Source organism: Bacteroidia bacterium (assembly GCA_033391075.1).
Lineage (GTDB): Bacteria > Bacteroidota > Bacteroidia > J057 > J057 > JAWPMV01.
In genome coordinates this window covers 57,964-75,259 of sequence record JAWPMV010000005.1, presented here as the reverse complement: position 1 = coordinate 75,259, position 17,296 = coordinate 57,964, and the positions used below count along the sequence as shown (strand labels likewise).

At 40.3% G+C, this 17,296-nt stretch carries 15 protein-coding genes; 11 read left to right on the top strand and 4 right to left on the bottom strand.

Annotation, left to right across the window (positions count from 1 at the left end; translation table 11 throughout):
* The first annotated feature begins 46 nt into the window (after window positions 1–46).
* The 6 genes from R8P61_35925 to R8P61_35900 all read left to right on the top strand — a co-directional run bounded on the left by R8P61_35925 (window position 47) and on the right by R8P61_35900 (window position 4,911).
* Window positions 47–451: an AraC family transcriptional regulator gene (locus tag R8P61_35925; protein ID MDW3652522.1), complete on the top strand. Its 405-nt coding sequence runs from the start codon at window positions 47–49 to the stop codon at window positions 449–451.
* A gap of 31 nt (window positions 452–482) precedes the next feature.
* Window positions 483–878 carry a VOC family protein gene (locus R8P61_35920; GenBank protein ID MDW3652521.1) on the top strand — a complete coding sequence of 132 codons (396 nt, stop codon included), beginning with the start codon at window positions 483–485 and terminating at the stop codon, window positions 876–878.
* Window positions 879–894: 16 nt separating this feature from the next.
* Window positions 895–1,734, top strand: a complete 840-nt coding sequence (locus R8P61_35915) for a hypothetical protein (protein MDW3652520.1) — start codon at window positions 895–897, stop codon at window positions 1,732–1,734.
* A 258-nt stretch (window positions 1,735–1,992) separates the two neighbouring features.
* Window positions 1,993–3,261: an OmpA family protein gene (locus tag R8P61_35910; protein ID MDW3652519.1), complete on the top strand. Its 1,269-nt coding sequence runs from the start codon at window positions 1,993–1,995 to the stop codon at window positions 3,259–3,261.
* A 77-nt stretch (window positions 3,262–3,338) separates the two neighbouring features.
* Window positions 3,339–3,671, top strand: a complete 333-nt coding sequence (locus R8P61_35905) for a YciI family protein (protein ID MDW3652518.1) — start codon at window positions 3,339–3,341, stop codon at window positions 3,669–3,671.
* A complete protein-coding gene (locus tag R8P61_35900) occupies window positions 3,664–4,911 on the top strand; it encodes a sigma-70 family RNA polymerase sigma factor (GenBank protein MDW3652517.1) in 1,248 nt (415 codons plus the stop codon). Before R8P61_35905 ends, R8P61_35900 begins: the two co-directional genes overlap by 8 nt.
* Here R8P61_35900 and R8P61_35895 read toward each other — a convergent pair.
* A complete protein-coding gene (locus R8P61_35895) occupies window positions 4,893–5,363 on the bottom strand; it encodes an SRPBCC family protein (GenBank protein MDW3652516.1) in 471 nt (156 codons plus the stop codon). The genes R8P61_35900 and R8P61_35895 overlap by 19 nt on opposite strands.
* A 133-nt stretch (window positions 5,364–5,496) precedes the next feature.
* Here R8P61_35895 and R8P61_35890 point away from each other — a divergent pair, with 133 nt between their 5' ends.
* From R8P61_35890 to R8P61_35870, 5 genes are all read left to right on the top strand, one after another.
* On the top strand, window positions 5,497–6,294 hold the full coding sequence (locus R8P61_35890; GenBank protein MDW3652515.1) for an AraC family transcriptional regulator: 798 nt from the start codon (window positions 5,497–5,499) through the stop codon (window positions 6,292–6,294).
* Window positions 6,295–6,401: 107 nt separating this feature from the next.
* Entirely contained in the window at window positions 6,402–7,787 is a 1,386-nt protein-coding gene (locus R8P61_35885; protein ID MDW3652514.1) for a S41 family peptidase, read from the top strand.
* Window positions 7,788–8,263: 476 nt separating this feature from the next.
* Window positions 8,264–8,941, top strand: coding sequence for a Tat (twin-arginine translocation) pathway signal sequence containing protein (locus tag R8P61_35880; GenBank protein MDW3652513.1), 678 nt, complete (start codon window positions 8,264–8,266; stop codon window positions 8,939–8,941).
* Between the two features lie 83 nt (window positions 8,942–9,024).
* The gene (locus R8P61_35875) at window positions 9,025–10,038 is read left to right on the top strand and encodes a c-type cytochrome (protein MDW3652512.1); all 1,014 of its coding nucleotides are present in this window, start codon (window positions 9,025–9,027) and stop codon (window positions 10,036–10,038) included.
* Between the two features lie 66 nt (window positions 10,039–10,104).
* Complete coding sequence (locus R8P61_35870; GenBank protein MDW3652511.1) at window positions 10,105–10,572, top strand: hypothetical protein; 468 nt, start codon at window positions 10,105–10,107, stop codon at window positions 10,570–10,572.
* Between the two features lie 388 nt (window positions 10,573–10,960).
* Here the strand turns inward: R8P61_35870 and R8P61_35865 are convergent, their stop codons facing one another.
* From R8P61_35865 to R8P61_35855, 3 genes are read right to left on the bottom strand one after another with little or no spacing between them, the layout of a single operon-like run.
* Complete coding sequence (locus R8P61_35865; GenBank protein MDW3652510.1) at window positions 10,961–13,636, bottom strand: TonB-dependent receptor; 2,676 nt, start codon at window positions 13,634–13,636, stop codon at window positions 10,961–10,963.
* A gap of 27 nt (window positions 13,637–13,663) precedes the next feature.
* Window positions 13,664–15,037, bottom strand: a complete 1,374-nt coding sequence (locus tag R8P61_35860; protein MDW3652509.1) for a tetratricopeptide repeat protein — start codon at window positions 15,035–15,037, stop codon at window positions 13,664–13,666.
* A 5-nt stretch (window positions 15,038–15,042) separates the two neighbouring features.
* Window positions 15,043–16,659: a tetratricopeptide repeat protein gene (locus R8P61_35855; protein ID MDW3652508.1), complete on the bottom strand. Its 1,617-nt coding sequence runs from the start codon at window positions 16,657–16,659 to the stop codon at window positions 15,043–15,045.
* Window positions 16,660–17,296 lie beyond the last annotated feature (637 nt).

Below are 17,296 nucleotides of genomic sequence, written 5' to 3'. Positions count from 1 at the left end.
AAAAAGATCGTAGATTGGGATGATCATGTGGGTTTCATCCTGATCTATGACTTTTTACGAGCAAAAATTAATACGTATAAAAGCACTCTGTTATTCCAATCAGGGTCAAATCGATCGACTCATTCTGCTTAGAAAATATATCAGGCAGCATTTTGACCAGAAGCTTGATCTCGATCATCTTTCTCAAATTGCCTGCATGTCAAAATACCACCTTCTCCGTATTTTTAAACATTACTACGGGCAAAGCATCCACCAATATCAAATTTCCCTTCGCATAGAAAAAGCTAAAGATCTCATTCGCCAGGGCCACAAAATTGGAGAGACCTGCTATGCTATTGGTTTCGAAAGTCCTGCCTCATTCTCTCGCTTATTTAAAGACAGAATTGGCTGTAGTCCCTCCAGCTTCCGAAAAGCGCAATTTTCGACAAGATTTTATGGCGATAAATCCTGATCTTCGGTTTTTACCTTAAAAACATCACAAAATGAGAATCAGTGTAATCAGCATCCCTGTTATGGATCAGGCGAAAGCACTTGAATTTTACGAAGGAGTCCTGGGATTTGAGAAAAAACTGGACATCCCGCTTGGAGAGGGAAATCGATGGCTTACCCTTGTTTCAAAAGAGCTGCCTGATGGTCCGCAAATATTGCTGGAACCTGCTCCTCTCCATTTTGAACCTGCCAAAGTTTTTCAGAAAGCCCTGTATGATGCTGGAATCCCCTGGACGCAATTTGATGTAGATGATGTGCAAGCGGAATATGATAGATTGGCAGAAAAAGGCGTTCAGTTCCAAATAAAACCCACAGAAATGGGAACTGTGAAAATTATTGTCTTCGATGATACTTGCGGGAATAAAATTCAGTTGGTGGAGATGCTGTAAATTCAATTGAAAACCCATGATTCCACTTTATCAGCACCTTAACAAAGGAAGAACCTTACTCCTTATCATTCCACTCTTCATCATGGGGGCTGGAATAGCCCTGACAATTCTATATACCAATTTTATTGGAGAATTGGAGGGGATATCATTCGCGATCGTGCTCGGCCTCGGAATTGTTCTCAGCATATCAATTGGATGGCTGTGGTGGAGTTATTGGGTCGTATTGTGGAAAATTGAAGGTCTGGAAAAAGTAAAAGATGTTCATCTGTTATATCGAAGGGCTGTTTCGTCCAGGTTGATTTGGCCTCAGGATCATAAGTACGAGAAAACGGAATTGAGATTTGGGGAAAGGAGAAAGAGATTAGACATTCTGGAAGAAAAGCTGGACTTGCCCAGAGTTGAAGAGTGGATTGTAGATGAAAGTATTCCTGAAGAATATCAAATTCCTGCTAGCAAAACGGGCCTTTATATAGGTATAATCCTGCTTCTTGTAGCAGTCGTTTTTTTCTTTATCATAAAAAATACAATTGCTGCTATTTGTTTTATGGTATTTGCTCTTTTCGGATTCTGGACCTTTATCAATCATAGAAAGAAAGGGGCAATCTTCATGACCCTCAATTCAGAATCTATTGAAGTAAATAGAATACAAATTCCCTGGACAGAAATCAGGGAATTTGAAGTTATCCATCAAGGCTATGGAAATGAACAAAAAACATATTTAATACTCCAGACCTCCCCGGATAGTTTTGGACACCAAGAAATAGATATAGCTCGGGCGAATGCAAGTCGAAGCCGCCTGGAATATCTATTGGATGTTTTCCATTCCAGATACAGGAAGAAACAATCCGAGAGCTAGGCAAGCTTATCCGGTAGCGAAGAGGTTATATGGATAATAAGCTAGAAGATGAATTGTAGGGTAAGCCCTCAATCAAACATATCTCTCGCAATGCAAGACATGAGCTTTCTCCTGATTTACGCTTACCTTAATAAATAGCGAGCCGACTTATAGGTTTTCCTGCCAGGGAGGGATTTCAAAAGGGATTCCAAAACCCAACTTTTTCTCATAGATTGATACTTGATCAATGTTGAGATGCCTGAGAACTATTCGCACAAGATGAAACAACTGCTTTTATTCCTACTCTTTTTCTACTTAAGTCAACTACTACCAGCTCAGGTCCGATTGGAGGTAAATTTTGCTTTCGATCAATTCACATTGTCTGAGCTGGAAAAAAGCCGACTCGACTCCTTTGTTCAAACTCATACACCTATAGAGAGGATCGAATTGAGTGGGCATACAGATGAAAGGGGAGGTGTTGACTATAACATCGAGCTATCCCGCAAACGTATAGAAAGCGTCAGGGCCTACCTCTTGAATAAGGGAATTAATGACAGGCTAATAGATGCAGCATATTTTGGAGAAAGTTTACCAAAGGCAACAAATGAAGATGAAGCCGGGAGACAAAAGAATCGTAGGGTAGAGCTTTTACTCAAATTCAAAATAGAAGAAGAAGTTACAGAAGCAGAAGAAATTATTCCTCCGAATCCCATCCTCATTACAAAAACGGAAGAGGAAACTGCGCTAATAGGAGATACCTTGCTTTTGGTAGATGAAGCTCAGCTTCTTATTTCAAAAAAGGAGTACAAAAAGTATAAAGATTGTCTGGAGATCAATTTTATAGAGGATGGAAGGGAGGCTTTGGAACAAGGACTTTCGACCATGACTCCCAATGGAACTCCTCTGATTAGCTGCGGCATGATTGAGATAAAGCTTAAAGAAGGCTGTGAAGATGGCTGTTTCGATGGAGGTGTCAAGCTTCGTTTCCCATTTCCGGAAGAGGACTGTCCCCGTTGTGAATCAGCAGGTTTTTACAATTTCATATCCAATGGCAGCTGGAGGCTCGATCCCCAAAAGGAGGTAACAATAGTAGAAATAGAGGGGAAAAAATTCTATGAACTCATCGTTGACTGTCCAATGAAAGTCAATTGTGATTGCGAAGATAAAACAGGAATAGGTGGCAACAACAATATCGTATTTAAATGGCCGCGAAAATACAGGCTGGGGAGAATCAATGTTATCTATGATAATCCCACAGGGAATTATCGATTCGAGCGCTGGAAAAAAAACAAGGCCAGAGGAGGTATTCCTTGTGATTTAGTAGCAGAAGAAGGATTTGTATATTTCCAGATGAAGGATCGATATGGTTCAATCATTAAAGGAGAAAAGATCCCGCTAAGCGAGTTTAAGCATTCTGTTAGGAAGGTATGTAAACGGAATAAAAGTAAGACTGGCTTTTTATTTTTCAAGCGCTACAAGGATAAGTTTTATGTTCGGTACAAAATTTCCAAAAAACAACTTAAGCAATTAAAGAGCGGAAGAAATTGACGGAAAAGCTCCTTCGATTTGTCCTATTTTGGAAATCAGGATTGACATAGTATAAAGCACCTATATTATTCTTTTTCATGAAGCAGTTCCTCATCTTGCTCAAAGGGAAACAAGAGTTGGATTATTCTCCAGAAGAACTTCAAAAACGTCTGGAAGAATACCGAGCCTGGGCAAATAAATTGGGAGATACAATCCTGCAAGACAATCGCCTGGAACAAAGAGGGCATATGATTGAAAGCCGGGGTGTGGTAAAATCAGATGGTCCTTTTTTAGAGGCGAAAGAGATCATTGCTGGCTTTATCATTATTCAGGCAGATAGTCTGGATCATGCAACTCAAATCTTTGAGGATTCTCCTTTGATAAACTATTTTCACCTTCTGCTCAGGCCGATGGTTTTGCCTTATGAATAAGAAGCTTTCTCCAGAAGAACTCAGCGAGCATTTTTTCCGACATACGTATGCTAAAATGCTCGCTATACTGAGCTCTTATTTTGGCTTAGAACAGCTAGAAATTGCTGAGGATATTGTGCAGGATTGTTTAGTTGAAGCTTTGCAGAAATGGAGTATAACTAAGATCCCTGACAATCCGGAAGCCTGGCTGATGGATGTCGCAAAGAAGAAGACCATCAATTTTCTTAAGCGTAAAAGCCTTTTCGATCAGAAAATTGCCCAAGAATTAAGTCTCCAAATCCAGGCCGCTAGCTTTAAGGAAGTTGAGCAGCAAGACAGTGATTTGAAAATGATATTTGCATGCTGTCATCCGGCTTTGGCTGTCGAATCACAAATAGCCCTTGCATTAAAGACCTTATGCGGCCTCAGCGTTCAGGAAATTGCCGATAGTCTGTTGACAACCAAAGCCAACATAAATAAGCGTCTATACAGAGCAAAAGAGAAATTCCGATCTGGAGAAATCAAACTGGAAAATCCAGCTGCAGATGAGCCAGAAAGGCTGGACAGTGTCTTACAAGTTCTCTATTTACTCTTCAATGAAGGATATTTCTCTCTCCACCATGAAGAAAAGATTAGAATCGACCTCTGCTATGAAGGGATTCGATTACTAAACAGGCTCGAAGAAACCGCATATACGCGCTCTCCCAAACTGCAAGGCTTATTGGCACTTATGTATTTTTCTATTGCGCGTTTTCAAAGTCGAATAGATCCTTTCGGAGGGCTCATTGCCTTTGAAAAACAGGATAGGTCACAGTGGGATCAAGAGATGATTGCAGTAGGGATGAAACATTTGAGCCAGTCTATGAAAGCTATTTCCCCCAATATTTACCAGTTGCAGGCTGGTATTATGGCGGAACATTGCCTGGCGCCGGATTTTGATTCCACCAATTGGGAGAGTATTCTTAAACAGTATGAGTTACTATTTCATCTAAATCCACAGGCCCTCATTGCCCTGAATAGAGAAATCGCCCGTTTTTTTAGCGGAGATCGCATAAATGCCTTAAAGGCTTTGGAAGAACTCGAACAAGATGCCCATTTTCATTCGCATGCTCCCTTTATGCTAAGCAAAGCGATTTTACTGGCAAAAAACCTTCAGCTGGAAGCGGCAGATTTAGCATTCGAAAAGGCCACTAAATTCGCTACTTCCGAGGCTGAGAGGAAGTTGATTCTTGCTCGCAGAAATCAATTCTTTTCTACATAAACTTTCAATCCTTCTACATACTTTAGGGGTGCTGCTTTGAATTGAGGCTTGATAAGCAAGTGATTCATGATTTTACCCAGCAAGCCAAACTTCATTGCATACCTAAAAGTGAAGCTCACCCGCGTGCCTCTTCCCTCTGCTTTCAAGGACAGATCTCCCAACATATATTCACAAGGTGGCAACATTTTCCCTCCAATGACTTTGGCGGTGAATCCTTCTCCTTCCTTCCAGGAAATAATCTGTTCATCCATAACTCCCATCGGCTTCAATTCACAATGCCGCTCCGCGCCCAGGCCATGTTTCTCATTTAGCCGATAGGATTTTTTGATCAGGGGATGAAAGGATTGAATATCTCCAATTTCCTGGACCACTTGCCAAACTTTTTCCTGAGGAGCCTGTATGAAAGTCGATGCTGATAATATTGTACCTCTCTGAGGACTGTTTTCTTTCATAATTTTTAGCTTATATCAATCAAGCAGAAAGAAATAGGACAGCATCTTGCCATTTTATTTCGCCAAGATTGTACAAGCCTCTAAAAACTGGGATCCGTATTTTGCCGTTAAATGCTAAAGAAGCAGAATGATTATGCAAGAACAATGGACGCGTTTACACTCTATGGATAATTTGGAATTATTGAGTATTCACAATCAATCTCAGGCATTCCCGGAGCATTATCACGAGAGTTTTTGCATTTCTTTTATCCGTTGCGGGCTGGAAACAATCAAGATGGCGAATGAATCCATTTTTTGCCCTGCGAATGCTATCTCTCTCACCAATCCTTTCGAAATCCACGCAAATCCTATTGAGTCCGGCAAACAGCATCTTTCATTTGATACGCTCTATTTATCTCAGGACATCGTTGATCACTATTTAGGGAGAAAGAAAAGTAGCTTTCATCAGCGTGTCTATACAAATGCTCAGGTATTAGCAGCTTTTGAGGACATTAAGAGAGGGATGAAAGAAGCTGATAGTAGGCAAACATTGAGAAACTCTCTCCCCTATTTCCTCCAACTCTTACTTCAATCAGATAAGCTGCACCCTGGAAAAGATATTGTCCAGAAAGATGCCAAATGGTCTGAATTAATTCTTTATATCGACCAGCATTTAAAACACAAACTCAGCCTTGAGATCCTTGCGGATTTTGTTCACATGGACAAATACCATTTCTCTCGCAGTTTCAGGCGCAAATTTGGGATGTCTCCTATCAATTATGTATTGATGAAAAAGGTGTTTGCAGCAAAAAAGCAGATTCGAAAAGAGAGTGAACTTGTCGGAATAGCCTATGACTTTGCTTTTGCAGACCAGGCACATTTCTCCAAAACCTTCAAGAAATTTATCGGCCTTTCTCCCAATAGCTATAAAAAAAGTCTCTATAAAAACTAAAGTCAAGATCATACAAGTCTAACAAAGTCTTAATTCTTATCATTGTTAAGTAAACCTGATTTAAAATAATGAGAAGAATTTTCTGCTTCAGTTTAATGGCGTTTTATATGCTTCCTGTTTTTTCTCAAAAAATCCTTTCCCTGGAGAAAATTCAGGAGGACTTTGACTATTTGGTAGCAAATCTCGAAGAAAAACATCAGGGTATAAAGCTACACCTCTCTCCAAAGGACTTTTCTCGAAAGGTTGACAGTTTGAGAGCCGAACTTAGCCCTATGTCTCGTCCTGATTTTTTCAAGCATATCAATGCTCTCTTGTACCTCACGCATGAAGGTCATACAGAAGCCCGTTTACCTGGGAAGACACTTCTACAAATGGGTACAAAGCCGGTTTTTTTTCCATTGAGCATCCGAATTTTTAACAAAAAAGCCTACCTCAGTCAGTATTATGACAAGGAGCAAATAGCCCCTATAAAAGGCGCAGAATTGCTATCCATAAACGGTCGCAAGATAGAAGAGATCATGGAGGAAGTCCTTCCCTATATACCTACAGATGGATTTAATTGGACTTCTGCTTATGAATGGCTGAGTTGGCAATTCCCTCTCTATTATCGACTCGTTTTTGGTCCAGAAGAAGAATTTGAAATCCGCTTTAAAGCAAGAAAGTCGGAGAAAATTCAGTCGATCAACTTAGCTCCCATAAAAGCTACTCAGCTCAAAAGTAAAAATGCTTATTGGGATATTCCCGTGCTCAGACATAAGGCCTTTGATTTTGAAATCATAGAGGACAGCATTGCTTATTTGGCAGTAAATGGCTTTTCCCGGGAAGCAGAAGCCTATGCAAAGAGATTAAAGGCTCACTTTCAGACCATTAAGGAGCAGAAAATCAAACATTTGATCATAGATATTCAATACAATGGAGGAGGCACAGAAGGGCATGAGAATCTTCTTATGAGTTATTTAAGTCCTCAAGCTTTCCAGAAATATGCCTTTGTCTCAACATATCCAGAGTTTTTTGAAAAACACATCGGCAAAAAAGTACGAGCCTTTGATCAATGGAAAATGGAAAAAAATAGAGCATTAAGAGGAGATTTTAGCCTGCAAAGTGACTATTACTCGGATCAGGGATTCACCAAACCTGAGAAAGATTTGATCTATGAAGGAAAAGTATATGCATTGATTGGAGGAGTGACCTTTAGTGGGGGAGCAGAATTTGCGAGCATGCTCAAAATGACTGAGAGGGCTATATTTATAGGAGAGGAGACTGGCGGAGCTTATGAAGGAAATGTCAGTGGCTATTCGACAGAAATTAAACTGCCTCATTCCCGGATAAAAATTTCCATTCCAGCCGTTCATTTCAGGCTAAATGTTGAGCCTGAAGAAAAGAGTAGGGGAGTGATGCCAGATTACGAAGTGCAGCAGACTATAAAGGATTATTTAGATCGAAAGAATAGCAAAAAAGAATATGTGCTTTCCAAACTGATCCATCCAAAATAAAATAATCCTTTCCTGTAAATACTGAAAAAAAACAATAATAATTTTCTGTTTTAGCTGAATAAATTATCAATAAGCAGTAATAGTGCTTGCCAATGCTTATTAATTTATCTATATTATCGGAAGATACGATTGTTCAAATAAGACTTATTGCAAAAGTCTTTATGGGAATTTGGCACAAAAGTCAGTCTCTTATCATAACCCTGAGCCACACCTAAGAATCTCCAAATTCCCCCGCTTTTCCCGTACACATTAAATAATTAAAGACGTGCTACGTCAGAACTTTCTGGCTATTGCACAGAATACTTTAATGCCAAAAATTATGTGAATCAATACTAAACATATAATACGCTAGTAATCAATTTCCGTGATACCTGCTTAAGCAGGCAGGTAGTCTGCGAAACCCATACTGGATTTCATTTCTTGAAATTCTCCTGGAATCGTTCACCCTATTTTTTAATCAAAAACTTCACTTAAACATGAACAAAGTACACACGAACAGAAGACAATTTCTAGGCAAATTTGTAGCAGGGACCACTATGGCAAGCCTGGGAACTCTACCTGCTATCATGCAAGCAGCAAGTCCCATCAACCCAGCCCTTGTTGGAGATGCAGAAGACTGGTTAAAAAAGGGGCTTAAAGGAGAGCATCGTATTGCCTATGATGGACCTGAACCACATGATGCATTTCCTATTATTTGGACCTGGGCCTTTTATATGACAAACAATCAAACAGGAGTAGATGATTCCAATATGACGGGATTATGTGTATTGAGGCACAATGCCATTCCTTTCGCTATGAAAGATGAGCTTTGGGCCAAGTATAAATTTGGAGAAATTTTTGGGATCAATGACAACACTACTCAAAAACCAGCAATTCGCAATCCTTACTACACCCCAAAGGAAGGAGATTTTCCAATTCCAGTCATAGATGGAATCAAAAAAATGCAGGATAGAGGAGCTATGTTTTGTGTATGCGATCTTGCACTGACTTTTTACAGTGGAGTAATGGCTCAATCAATGAATATGAAGCCAGAGGACGTAAAGGCAGAATGGGATGCAGGAATTCTTCCCGGAGTTCAGGCGGTTCCTTCCGGTGTATGGGCCCTTGGTAGAGCCCAGGAGATGGGATGCGGATATATTTATGCAGGAGGGTAAGCTATCTATATATTTCCTGAGCCATCTACCTGGAAAGGAGATGGCTCATATTTCTTGTACAAAACGAGCAGGATTTTCTGGCTATGAATAGTAAGTATTTAAAATTTCTCTACTTTTTTGTAGGACTATCTCTGGGTCTTTTTAGTTTTTGGATGCTTCACGCAGCTTATCCAAGTATTCTTCACGAAAATTTTCCCAGGGAAAAACAGTGGAAGTTAAAGAGTATTGAGTCAGATCTCCCTCCCGGTGAAGAAGGAGCCAAAATTAAGTATGGGTATATCCTGATTACAGAAACCTCCGAAAAGATAGGTCCCCTGGCAAAAGAAAAAAAAATGCGCTTTGCAGGCAATAACCTAAGTTGCAATAACTGTCATTTAGGCGGTGGAAGGAAAATAGGCGCAGGATCATTTGTGGGGGTTTATAATCGCTTTCCTCAATTTCGGGGAAGAGAAAATAAAATAGGAAGTCTGGAAGAAAGAATCAATGGATGTATGGAAAGGAGTATGAATGGCCGCATCATGGAGGAAGACAGTCGGGAAATGCAAGCCATTATCGCCTATATGAAATGGCTGAGTGAGGATGTGCCGGCGGAGGAGGAAAAGAGGTACAAAGGCTATGTAAAGATTGAGATTCCTGAATTCAAGGCAGATACCCTGAAGGGAAAGAATTTGTATCAACTCCATTGTTTGGTTTGTCATCAGGAAAAGGGAGAAGGAATTCCCATTCCAGGTGCAGAATTTAGCGGCTATCTTTATCCTCCCATAGGAGGGAAGGATTCATATAATAATGGTGCAGGGATGAATCGCGTCCTTACTGCCGCACAGTTTATCAAAGCGAATATGCCTTTCGGTGCAAGCTGGGATAATCCCGTATTGACGGATGAGGAAGCCTACCATGTCGCTTCTTATATCAATACCTTTGAGCGGCCTGCCAAAGCTAATCTTCAGGCCGATTTCCCTGACAAAACCTTAAAACCGGTATCTACTCCTTATGGTCCCTGGACAGATAATTTTTCTCCCGAACAACATAAATTTGGACCATTTCCTCCCATCATTCAATATTACAAAGAGGAATACGATTTACAGAAAAGTAAATAAAAGACGTTTTTATCCTGGTTTAATCTGTTGCAGAGTTTATAGGATTATCTTGAAATAAAGATCGAGATGTCAACTATTACTCACAAAGATTTCCTATCCACAGAGCTATCTAGCCTTTTACAAAAGTTAAGCAAAGACAGCAAGCCCTCATTTGGGATCATGACTGCCCAACATATGGTTGAGCATCTTACCTGGATCATCAAATCCAGTGTTAAAAATTATGGAGAAGCACCGGAAGAACCCAGCAAAGGTCAATTGAAGTTTAAGCAATTCATCGCTAATGGTGCCGTTTTTAAACATTTCCCAAAAGATGATGCAGAAGTCGGAAAGCTGAAATATGCTTCTTTGGAAGAAGCCTTGGAACAAATCCCCTTCGCTATACAACGATTTTACGATTTCTTTGAAGCCAATCCTGACCATATCCCCTTCAACCCCATAATGGGAAGTCTGAGCTTTGCGGAGTTGGAACTCTTTCACTATCAGCACTGCCGATACCACCTTTGGCAATTTGGTCTGATTGAGGAATATGGATAAAGATATACACCTGTTGCTTCCTTTACATTTGAATAAAGAATGAGACTTTCGACTTCGCTCACTGTGACAGCATTTATATTAGCCTCAAAAAAAACCATTCTAAAGAAATCGAAGTCTGCACATGCGCGATGGCCCGGCAGCGCCCATCGGGAACTGGGGCGGCATGCAGGGCTGGCTTTGGGCGATGCGATTTTTGCCCCTTTTTCTAAAAAAGGGGAAAGAGATCTCCTAATTACCCTCCTAAATTAAAAGCCTGTCACAAAGAAAAAGAGAGAGACTTTCGACTTCGCTCACTGTGACAGCATTTCTGTTAGCCAATTAATAAAAAAAAATTCCCCTACGTATCTCAAAAGAGACACATAGGGGTAAACCGGGTGTAGGCCAGGTTTTATAGGGTTGCTGAACACTTCAGATATCCTGAAAAGCCGTTTACGCCAAACTGCTGAACACGTCTGCTATATGGGAATCTTCCCGAGCTAATGTTCGCTGAGTGAGTATGTTGGTCCGGATACGTATTCAGTATATTATGAGCTCCCAGAGCCAGCCGGATTTCACCGCTTTTACCACTGGGGAAGCTATAAGAAAATTCCAAATCTCCGATGGCCTTTGGGCTAAAGACCTGATCTCTGGATTCAATCTGGCCGCTGAGTTCATTGAGCACCCAGGAACCTTGACTGCCATCTGATGGATGGATATACTGCACGCTTCCAAAGCTAGTGAGTTGTCCACGGATTTGAAGTCTGCCTATCTGATAATTGGCAATGAAAATGATCTTATTGGCAGGAGATGCTACCTCAAGGCGAGATCTTTCTTCTCTATTGAAAAAGAGTTCTTCTTTTCCGATAAGAAGATCAGGAGTAGTGATTTCAGAAGCGACTTGAGTTTCAGTAAAGTTTGAATTCAGGGATAAATCCAATTCCCCTCTATTGAGTTTTATTCCTTTGTAAGTAATGGCCAAATCAAATCCTCGTGTACGTGTGTCAATCGCATTTGAAAAAAACTGGGCAGCCCCAACTCCCAATGGATCCAGAATCGTGAAGAAAGAACTTGGGCCCCCACTTCCATCAAGTGCATTTAGTCTACCGGACAAAACAATACGATCTCTGATGTCAATTTGGTAGAAGTCTCCGGTGATAGAAAGGTTTTGATCTACGGAAGGCTTGATAACGAACCCAAAGGTGAGGTTTTCAGAAATTTCCGGCTTCAAACTAGGAATCCCAAATGCTCTGGAAACTGCGCTATTGTTGCCAAAGGTTCCTACTCTCAAAGGGGTTTCTCCAATAAACTGCAAACTCACATTATTGAAGTACACCTGGTGGAGAGAGGGAGCACGAAAGCCTGTACTAAAGGTAGATCGCAGACTTAGCCAGCGATACTTATAGCGAGCTGAAATTTTCCAACTAAAATTATCTCCGAATTCACTAAAAGCTTCATATCTCATAGTTCCCGCCAGGAATAGATTCTTGGAGATATCAATATCCACTCCAGCATAGGTAGAAACATTTGCTCTGTCTCCTTTGATGGCATTGATGGGTTGAAAGCCGGGAAAGACCTGAATGCCAGCCGCCCGTAATGAACCTGTACTGGTAGTATCAGTCCCTTGAACCCAGGAGGCATCTTCTCCATGTACAATTTCGTAGCCCTCATCCCGGAACACTCCTCCAAATTTCAGGGTCAGGGTATCTACTCCTGAAACCGGACGAAATCCCCGATATGCATTGAAGTTGGTATTATTCTGTCTGGAACGGAATCCCCCCGCATAGGCCTGGGTAGGGGAGGCTAGTCCCAAAGAGGCATTGTTTGAGTTTTGAATGGTAAAATCCAGGGAGTTGGCTCCTATGGTATTGCTAAAGTCGAGGGTCCAGGCATCAATCTTACCCCTAACACCTACCGTGATGTAGTTGTCTACGATGTCTGTGCGTATGCTGGGAGAAAATCCGTAGGGATAGATTTGTGAAATAACCCTTGCTTCATTTTGAGGAAAACGGTAGAAGCCATTGGCTCTGCCAATGCGATAATTACGACCAGCATATCCATATACTTCTGCAAAATCATTGAGGGGAAAGCTCACATTAGCTACAATCCGTGCATCTCTGGTTCCCGCACTTCCAATAGACATTACTCTCTGATCTGTGTATCCCGTATTCGCAAAGAAATCACCCAGGTTATTGTCTCGTTCATCTCCATAAACAGAACCTGTATAAGCTCCTGATCGATTTACGGGATCTCTGTTAATATATTCGCCCCCTACATGTACATAGCCCTTTTCGCCTACAGCAAAACCAGAACTTCCATAAATACGACTATAAACGCCATCTCCCTGACCGGTAACTCCTGTCTGGATACCGGCTTCTGTGAGTTTCACATCTTTTTTCAATACAATATTGATTACCCCTGCTACAGCATCAGATCCGTAAAGAGTAGAAGCTCCATTCTTCAGGATCTCTACTCGCTCTACCATTGCCAAAGGAATTACATTGATGTCGGTACTTACAGCCCCCCTCGCAATGGTTCCATTCACATTCACCAAAGAACTCGTATGAAAGCGCTTCCCATTTATCAGAATTAACACCTGATCCGGACCTAAGCCTCTTAAAGAAATAGGATCAATGTGGTCGGTTCCATCTGAAATAGTCTGATGGGTAGAGTGAAAAGTGGGAATCAGGTATTGAAGCAATTCGCCAAGATTTTGACGAGAAGAGTTAGCAATATCTTCTCTTGAAACGACTTCAACAGGTTCGCCCTCACCTCCAATCTCAATAATGGGCGCGCGCAGGGTGATCGAAATGGTCGTATCCTTTCTTAATGTTATTTGTCGTTTGAATTCCTCGAAGCCAATAGAGCTTATTTTGAGGGTATAAACTCCTTCAGAAAGGTTAAATGAAAACAATCCATTTATGTCTGTAGTAGTAAATACTTTTAACTCTTCAAGTTCAACATTTGCACCCGATAAGGGACCAAATTCATCGAAAATAAAGCCTTCTAGCTTATGATTTTGAGCAAGGGTGCTGATGGGAAAGCCAATAAGGATTCCTACTACAGCAGTAGTAATTAATCTTATCAAAAATAGTTTCAAAATAGTAATGTATAATTAGGGCTGAACTTTTATTCCTAAGGATCTGATTCTTTTCATCTCTTTATTTGAGACACTCCCTCCGCAAAAAATTACGGATCGATTGGGAGCCATGTTTTCCACCCCTTCCAGGCTCTCCAGGGGATTATTCCTACAATAAATTCGGGTAAGCAGCGGCAATTCTTTTAACTCTTTGAGGGATTCGATTTTGTTATTATTCAGAGAAATTTGCCCCAGATTTACAAGACTCTCTATGCCATCCAATGTTCTAAGCTCTGTTTTGAAAAAACTCAGTTGCGTAAGTTTGGTCAGAGCCTGTATCCCTTTTATATCAGCTAAAGGTACTCGCTCTAGTTGCAAGGAACTTATGTTGAACAAGGAATCCAGTTTCTGATCCGGTGGAACTTCAGTGACAGGCAAATGGAATACCTGAGAACAAATAGCTTTTTTCCAGTCACTATTAATATTGTCCCACCACATTCTTCTCCTCTGAGGATTGTTATACCAAATCGCAGGCTTTGCTTCAAGATCACAGTAGAGTGTGTACTCCTCCGCATCCTTATATGCCTCCAGTTGCACAAAATAGTTTTTGGCCTTCTCATATTCTCCTAAAGAAAAATAAGCCAGACCCAAATGATACTTTGCATCCGGGAGATCATGTTGGGAAGCTTCAACCTTCTCAAATAGCTCGATTGATTTTAAATAATTGAGGACACTCTCATCTCCCTGGTGAAAAAATTCCTTGGCCTCACGCATATTATTGCTGAGCTCAATGGTCGTCATTCCGGACTTGCAATCCAGAAATTTTTGCAAATCTTTTTGAATAGCCTGGCCAACTGTATTGTACAGACTGGGTAGATCATCAAGGGAGCCAACGATAGGCTGACTGCTGAGGTATTCTATTTGGGAAGAATAGATTCCTTTGCAATTTTCATAAGAATAATAGACCTCAACGGATTTATCATCACTGATCAGGTATTCACCTCTGACCATCAGGTCTGTATTTACACTCTCACAAATATTGATCGAAGCATCCTGCTCACAGGAAGTATTGCCTCTTTCATTATCCCTGCTTTTGAGCAGAGAAGTGCTAACAGAGTTACCCATCCCGTTTTTGCTCACCCACTCTAGGGGATCCGCACAATCATAGAAAACCTTGATGGATGCCATGATGGCATCATACATTTCAAATGAATTGAGATCAGTCCCTGTATCCTGTGAAGATAATTCTTCGCAAAATGGCAGGACAGTAATTTTTAAAGGATCTGCTGCACGATTATTTTCGGCGGCTTCTGTTTGAGAATAAGCAGTTGGGCATACTAGAAATTGCCAAAATAGAAAGGCGTAGACGCAATAATGGCTATAGCGATTATTGATAATTGGATAGGGCATGTGGATTAATTAAAAACCTGTTGTATCTCTTTTTTTAGTTTGTTTCTTAACCTTTGGAAATCATGATCTACAAGCACTATTTCTTTACTGCTTCTAAGACTAGGGATATGAAGAATTCCACAAGAAACTTGTATTTGGGAATTAGGTAACTGAACGATTTTTCCAGAAAGAATACTTTCTGCCTGAAGGGCTTTAGCTATGTCCATGGCCGGTTTTTCATAGCAGACATTCTTCTTGAGGTAGCCCAGACTCTCTACAGTATTCTGTACCAGATTTTTGGAAACAGTAGTTTGATCGGTATTCATATTTGTCCGGACGACAAATAGCGCATCCATATAAATTCGCTTGGCGAAAGACTCATCTTTCAGGTCATGGCAGAAAGGTATAATCGCAATTCTTCCCTTTTGAAAGGTTTCAACTTTCTGCTCGGCTTCTGCTTTTTCAGCCTTTTCCTCGTCTGCTTTGATCAAACGTTTGATCTCACCTGGAGAAGGGGTATAGCTAGGAATACTGGGGATTTGGATCTCGGGGAGTTCTTCTGCGACAATTTCTTCTGCAGGATTTGCTAAAGACTCTTCAACTTCTAATTCCTCAGCCAAAAACTCTGTAGCCTCCCCAGAATCGGTATAAACAGAATCATCCATCATCTCAATATCAAGCGCCGCGAGTGTATCTTGAGATTTGACAAACTCAACTGTGACACCGGATTGTTCATTGTATGTAATCGCTTGACTTTCCTTCTTGTTTTCAAAATACGCATCCAGTTTAGGGAAGTAGATATAAATAATGAGGATACCAATTATTCCTAAAATAGGAATGAGGTAAGATTTTAAATTTTGCATAAGGGCAGGGGATAATAGTTGTTTTTGTTTCTTAGACTGATTTCTCAACATGCAGTTCTCAATCCAGCGCTTGATTTCAATTTCTGTTAGGTAAAATTCCTCTCTATGTACTTTCAGGGCATTTTGAAAATATTCTATAGCCAGGCTCCATTTGTTTTGGGTTAAATAGACATTTGCCAGGTCTATGTATTCTTTGAACCAAATGCCCTGATTACATATTACAAGCTTGTGTTGTATGTTTTCCACTTCAAAGCCAATCCTTTGTCCAATCAGTTCTAGTGCATCTGAATAGGATTTCTTCGCGGATCTCCAATCTTTCTCCTCAAAAAAATGATCGCCTTGTTGCAGTTGTTGCTCTATCGCTATGGATTCATTGCAGAGATAAATTCTCGAATCAATGTCTTGTTTGCTGATGTAGAAAGAGTCTAAATGTTTGTCCAGGGCTTGTTCATATGCTCTTTTGCCTTCCTGCCATTTTCCAGACCTTTCATATTGATCGGCAAGTTCGATGAATGACAAAAATTCAAGCATTTCCTCTTCATCACTTTCCAATTGGTCAAGAAAGCTGAGGATTAGTTCGGGATCATTATCCGGCTGCCTGGAGCTGGAGCTTGATCTCTTTCTATGTTTAGCCTTATTTGGTTCAGTATAGGCGAATGTTAAAGAATGCGCATAGACTTCCTCTTTCCCATTTTTTAATACTGAAGAAAGTCTTTCTTTTGCCTGCAAAACTTGATTCTGCTCAAGGAGCAGGCGAATTTCGTCGGTTAACTTAGGCATTACAATATTATCTTAGGCGTTGCATATAGGAATAGAAGTTCCTTATCCAAAATCCTTTCGTGGATTACTGATTTATCAACAGAAAAATCTGTTTAGCACAACAAGAGAAAATAGAAATGAGGTAAGGGGGTTTTATTTGAAAAATCAAATATTCTAGATTCTAAAACTAGGTAAAATCACTTATAGTCTGGTTGAAAATATGTTTTGATAGTCATTATCTGTTGCTGGAGAGAGAATATCCAGATGTAAACGGTTAATTAATTGACAATTAAAAAATACCGGGGATAATAAGCTGATTATTAATTAAATAGGTGTTTAATTTAGTCGGAAATTTGCATGCTCTGATTCTTCAATAATCCTGAAATTTTTGCAACTTTTTAGAGGATAAATTCATGATTTCCTACTTATTCAATACTCGTAATTTACAGATAATCAGAGGATTTATAGGATGAACTGTGAAAAGAAGCTCCTTCTGTAAAGTAAGTATTTGAATTGCTGAAATAGGGTAGGGAGGGAGAGCAGAATACGAGCTATTTTCCCCACAAGATTTCCTTTCTTGAGCCTGACTCAAGCTACAGATATACCTGAATAATCAATAGTCTTTATCTTAGGCAGTTAAACTCATTAATCACAACAC

Excerpts from the sequence above, each read along its gene's own strand:
- R8P61_35925 (MDW3652522.1), top strand. The coding sequence starts at position 47 with ATGACTTTTTACGAGCAAAAATTAATACGTATAAAAGCACTCTGTTAT.
- R8P61_35920 (MDW3652521.1), top strand. The coding sequence starts at position 483 with ATGAGAATCAGTGTAATCAGCATCCCTGTTATGGATCAGGCGAAAGCA.
- R8P61_35915 (MDW3652520.1), top strand. The coding sequence starts at position 895 with ATGATTCCACTTTATCAGCACCTTAACAAAGGAAGAACCTTACTCCTT.
- R8P61_35910 (MDW3652519.1), top strand. The coding sequence starts at position 1,993 with ATGAAACAACTGCTTTTATTCCTACTCTTTTTCTACTTAAGTCAACTA.
- R8P61_35905 (MDW3652518.1), top strand. The coding sequence starts at position 3,339 with ATGAAGCAGTTCCTCATCTTGCTCAAAGGGAAACAAGAGTTGGATTAT.
- R8P61_35900 (MDW3652517.1), top strand. The coding sequence starts at position 3,664 with ATGAATAAGAAGCTTTCTCCAGAAGAACTCAGCGAGCATTTTTTCCGA.
- R8P61_35895 (MDW3652516.1), bottom strand. The coding sequence starts at position 5,363 with ATGAAAGAAAACAGTCCTCAGAGAGGTACAATATTATCAGCATCGACT.
- R8P61_35890 (MDW3652515.1), top strand. The coding sequence starts at position 5,497 with ATGCAAGAACAATGGACGCGTTTACACTCTATGGATAATTTGGAATTA.
- R8P61_35885 (MDW3652514.1), top strand. The coding sequence starts at position 6,402 with ATGCTTCCTGTTTTTTCTCAAAAAATCCTTTCCCTGGAGAAAATTCAG.
- R8P61_35880 (MDW3652513.1), top strand. The coding sequence starts at position 8,264 with ATGAACAAAGTACACACGAACAGAAGACAATTTCTAGGCAAATTTGTA.
- R8P61_35875 (MDW3652512.1), top strand. The coding sequence starts at position 9,025 with ATGAATAGTAAGTATTTAAAATTTCTCTACTTTTTTGTAGGACTATCT.
- R8P61_35870 (MDW3652511.1), top strand. The coding sequence starts at position 10,105 with ATGTCAACTATTACTCACAAAGATTTCCTATCCACAGAGCTATCTAGC.
- R8P61_35860 (MDW3652509.1), bottom strand. The coding sequence starts at position 15,037 with ATGCCCTATCCAATTATCAATAATCGCTATAGCCATTATTGCGTCTAC.
- R8P61_35855 (MDW3652508.1), bottom strand. The coding sequence starts at position 16,659 with ATGCCTAAGTTAACCGACGAAATTCGCCTGCTCCTTGAGCAGAATCAA.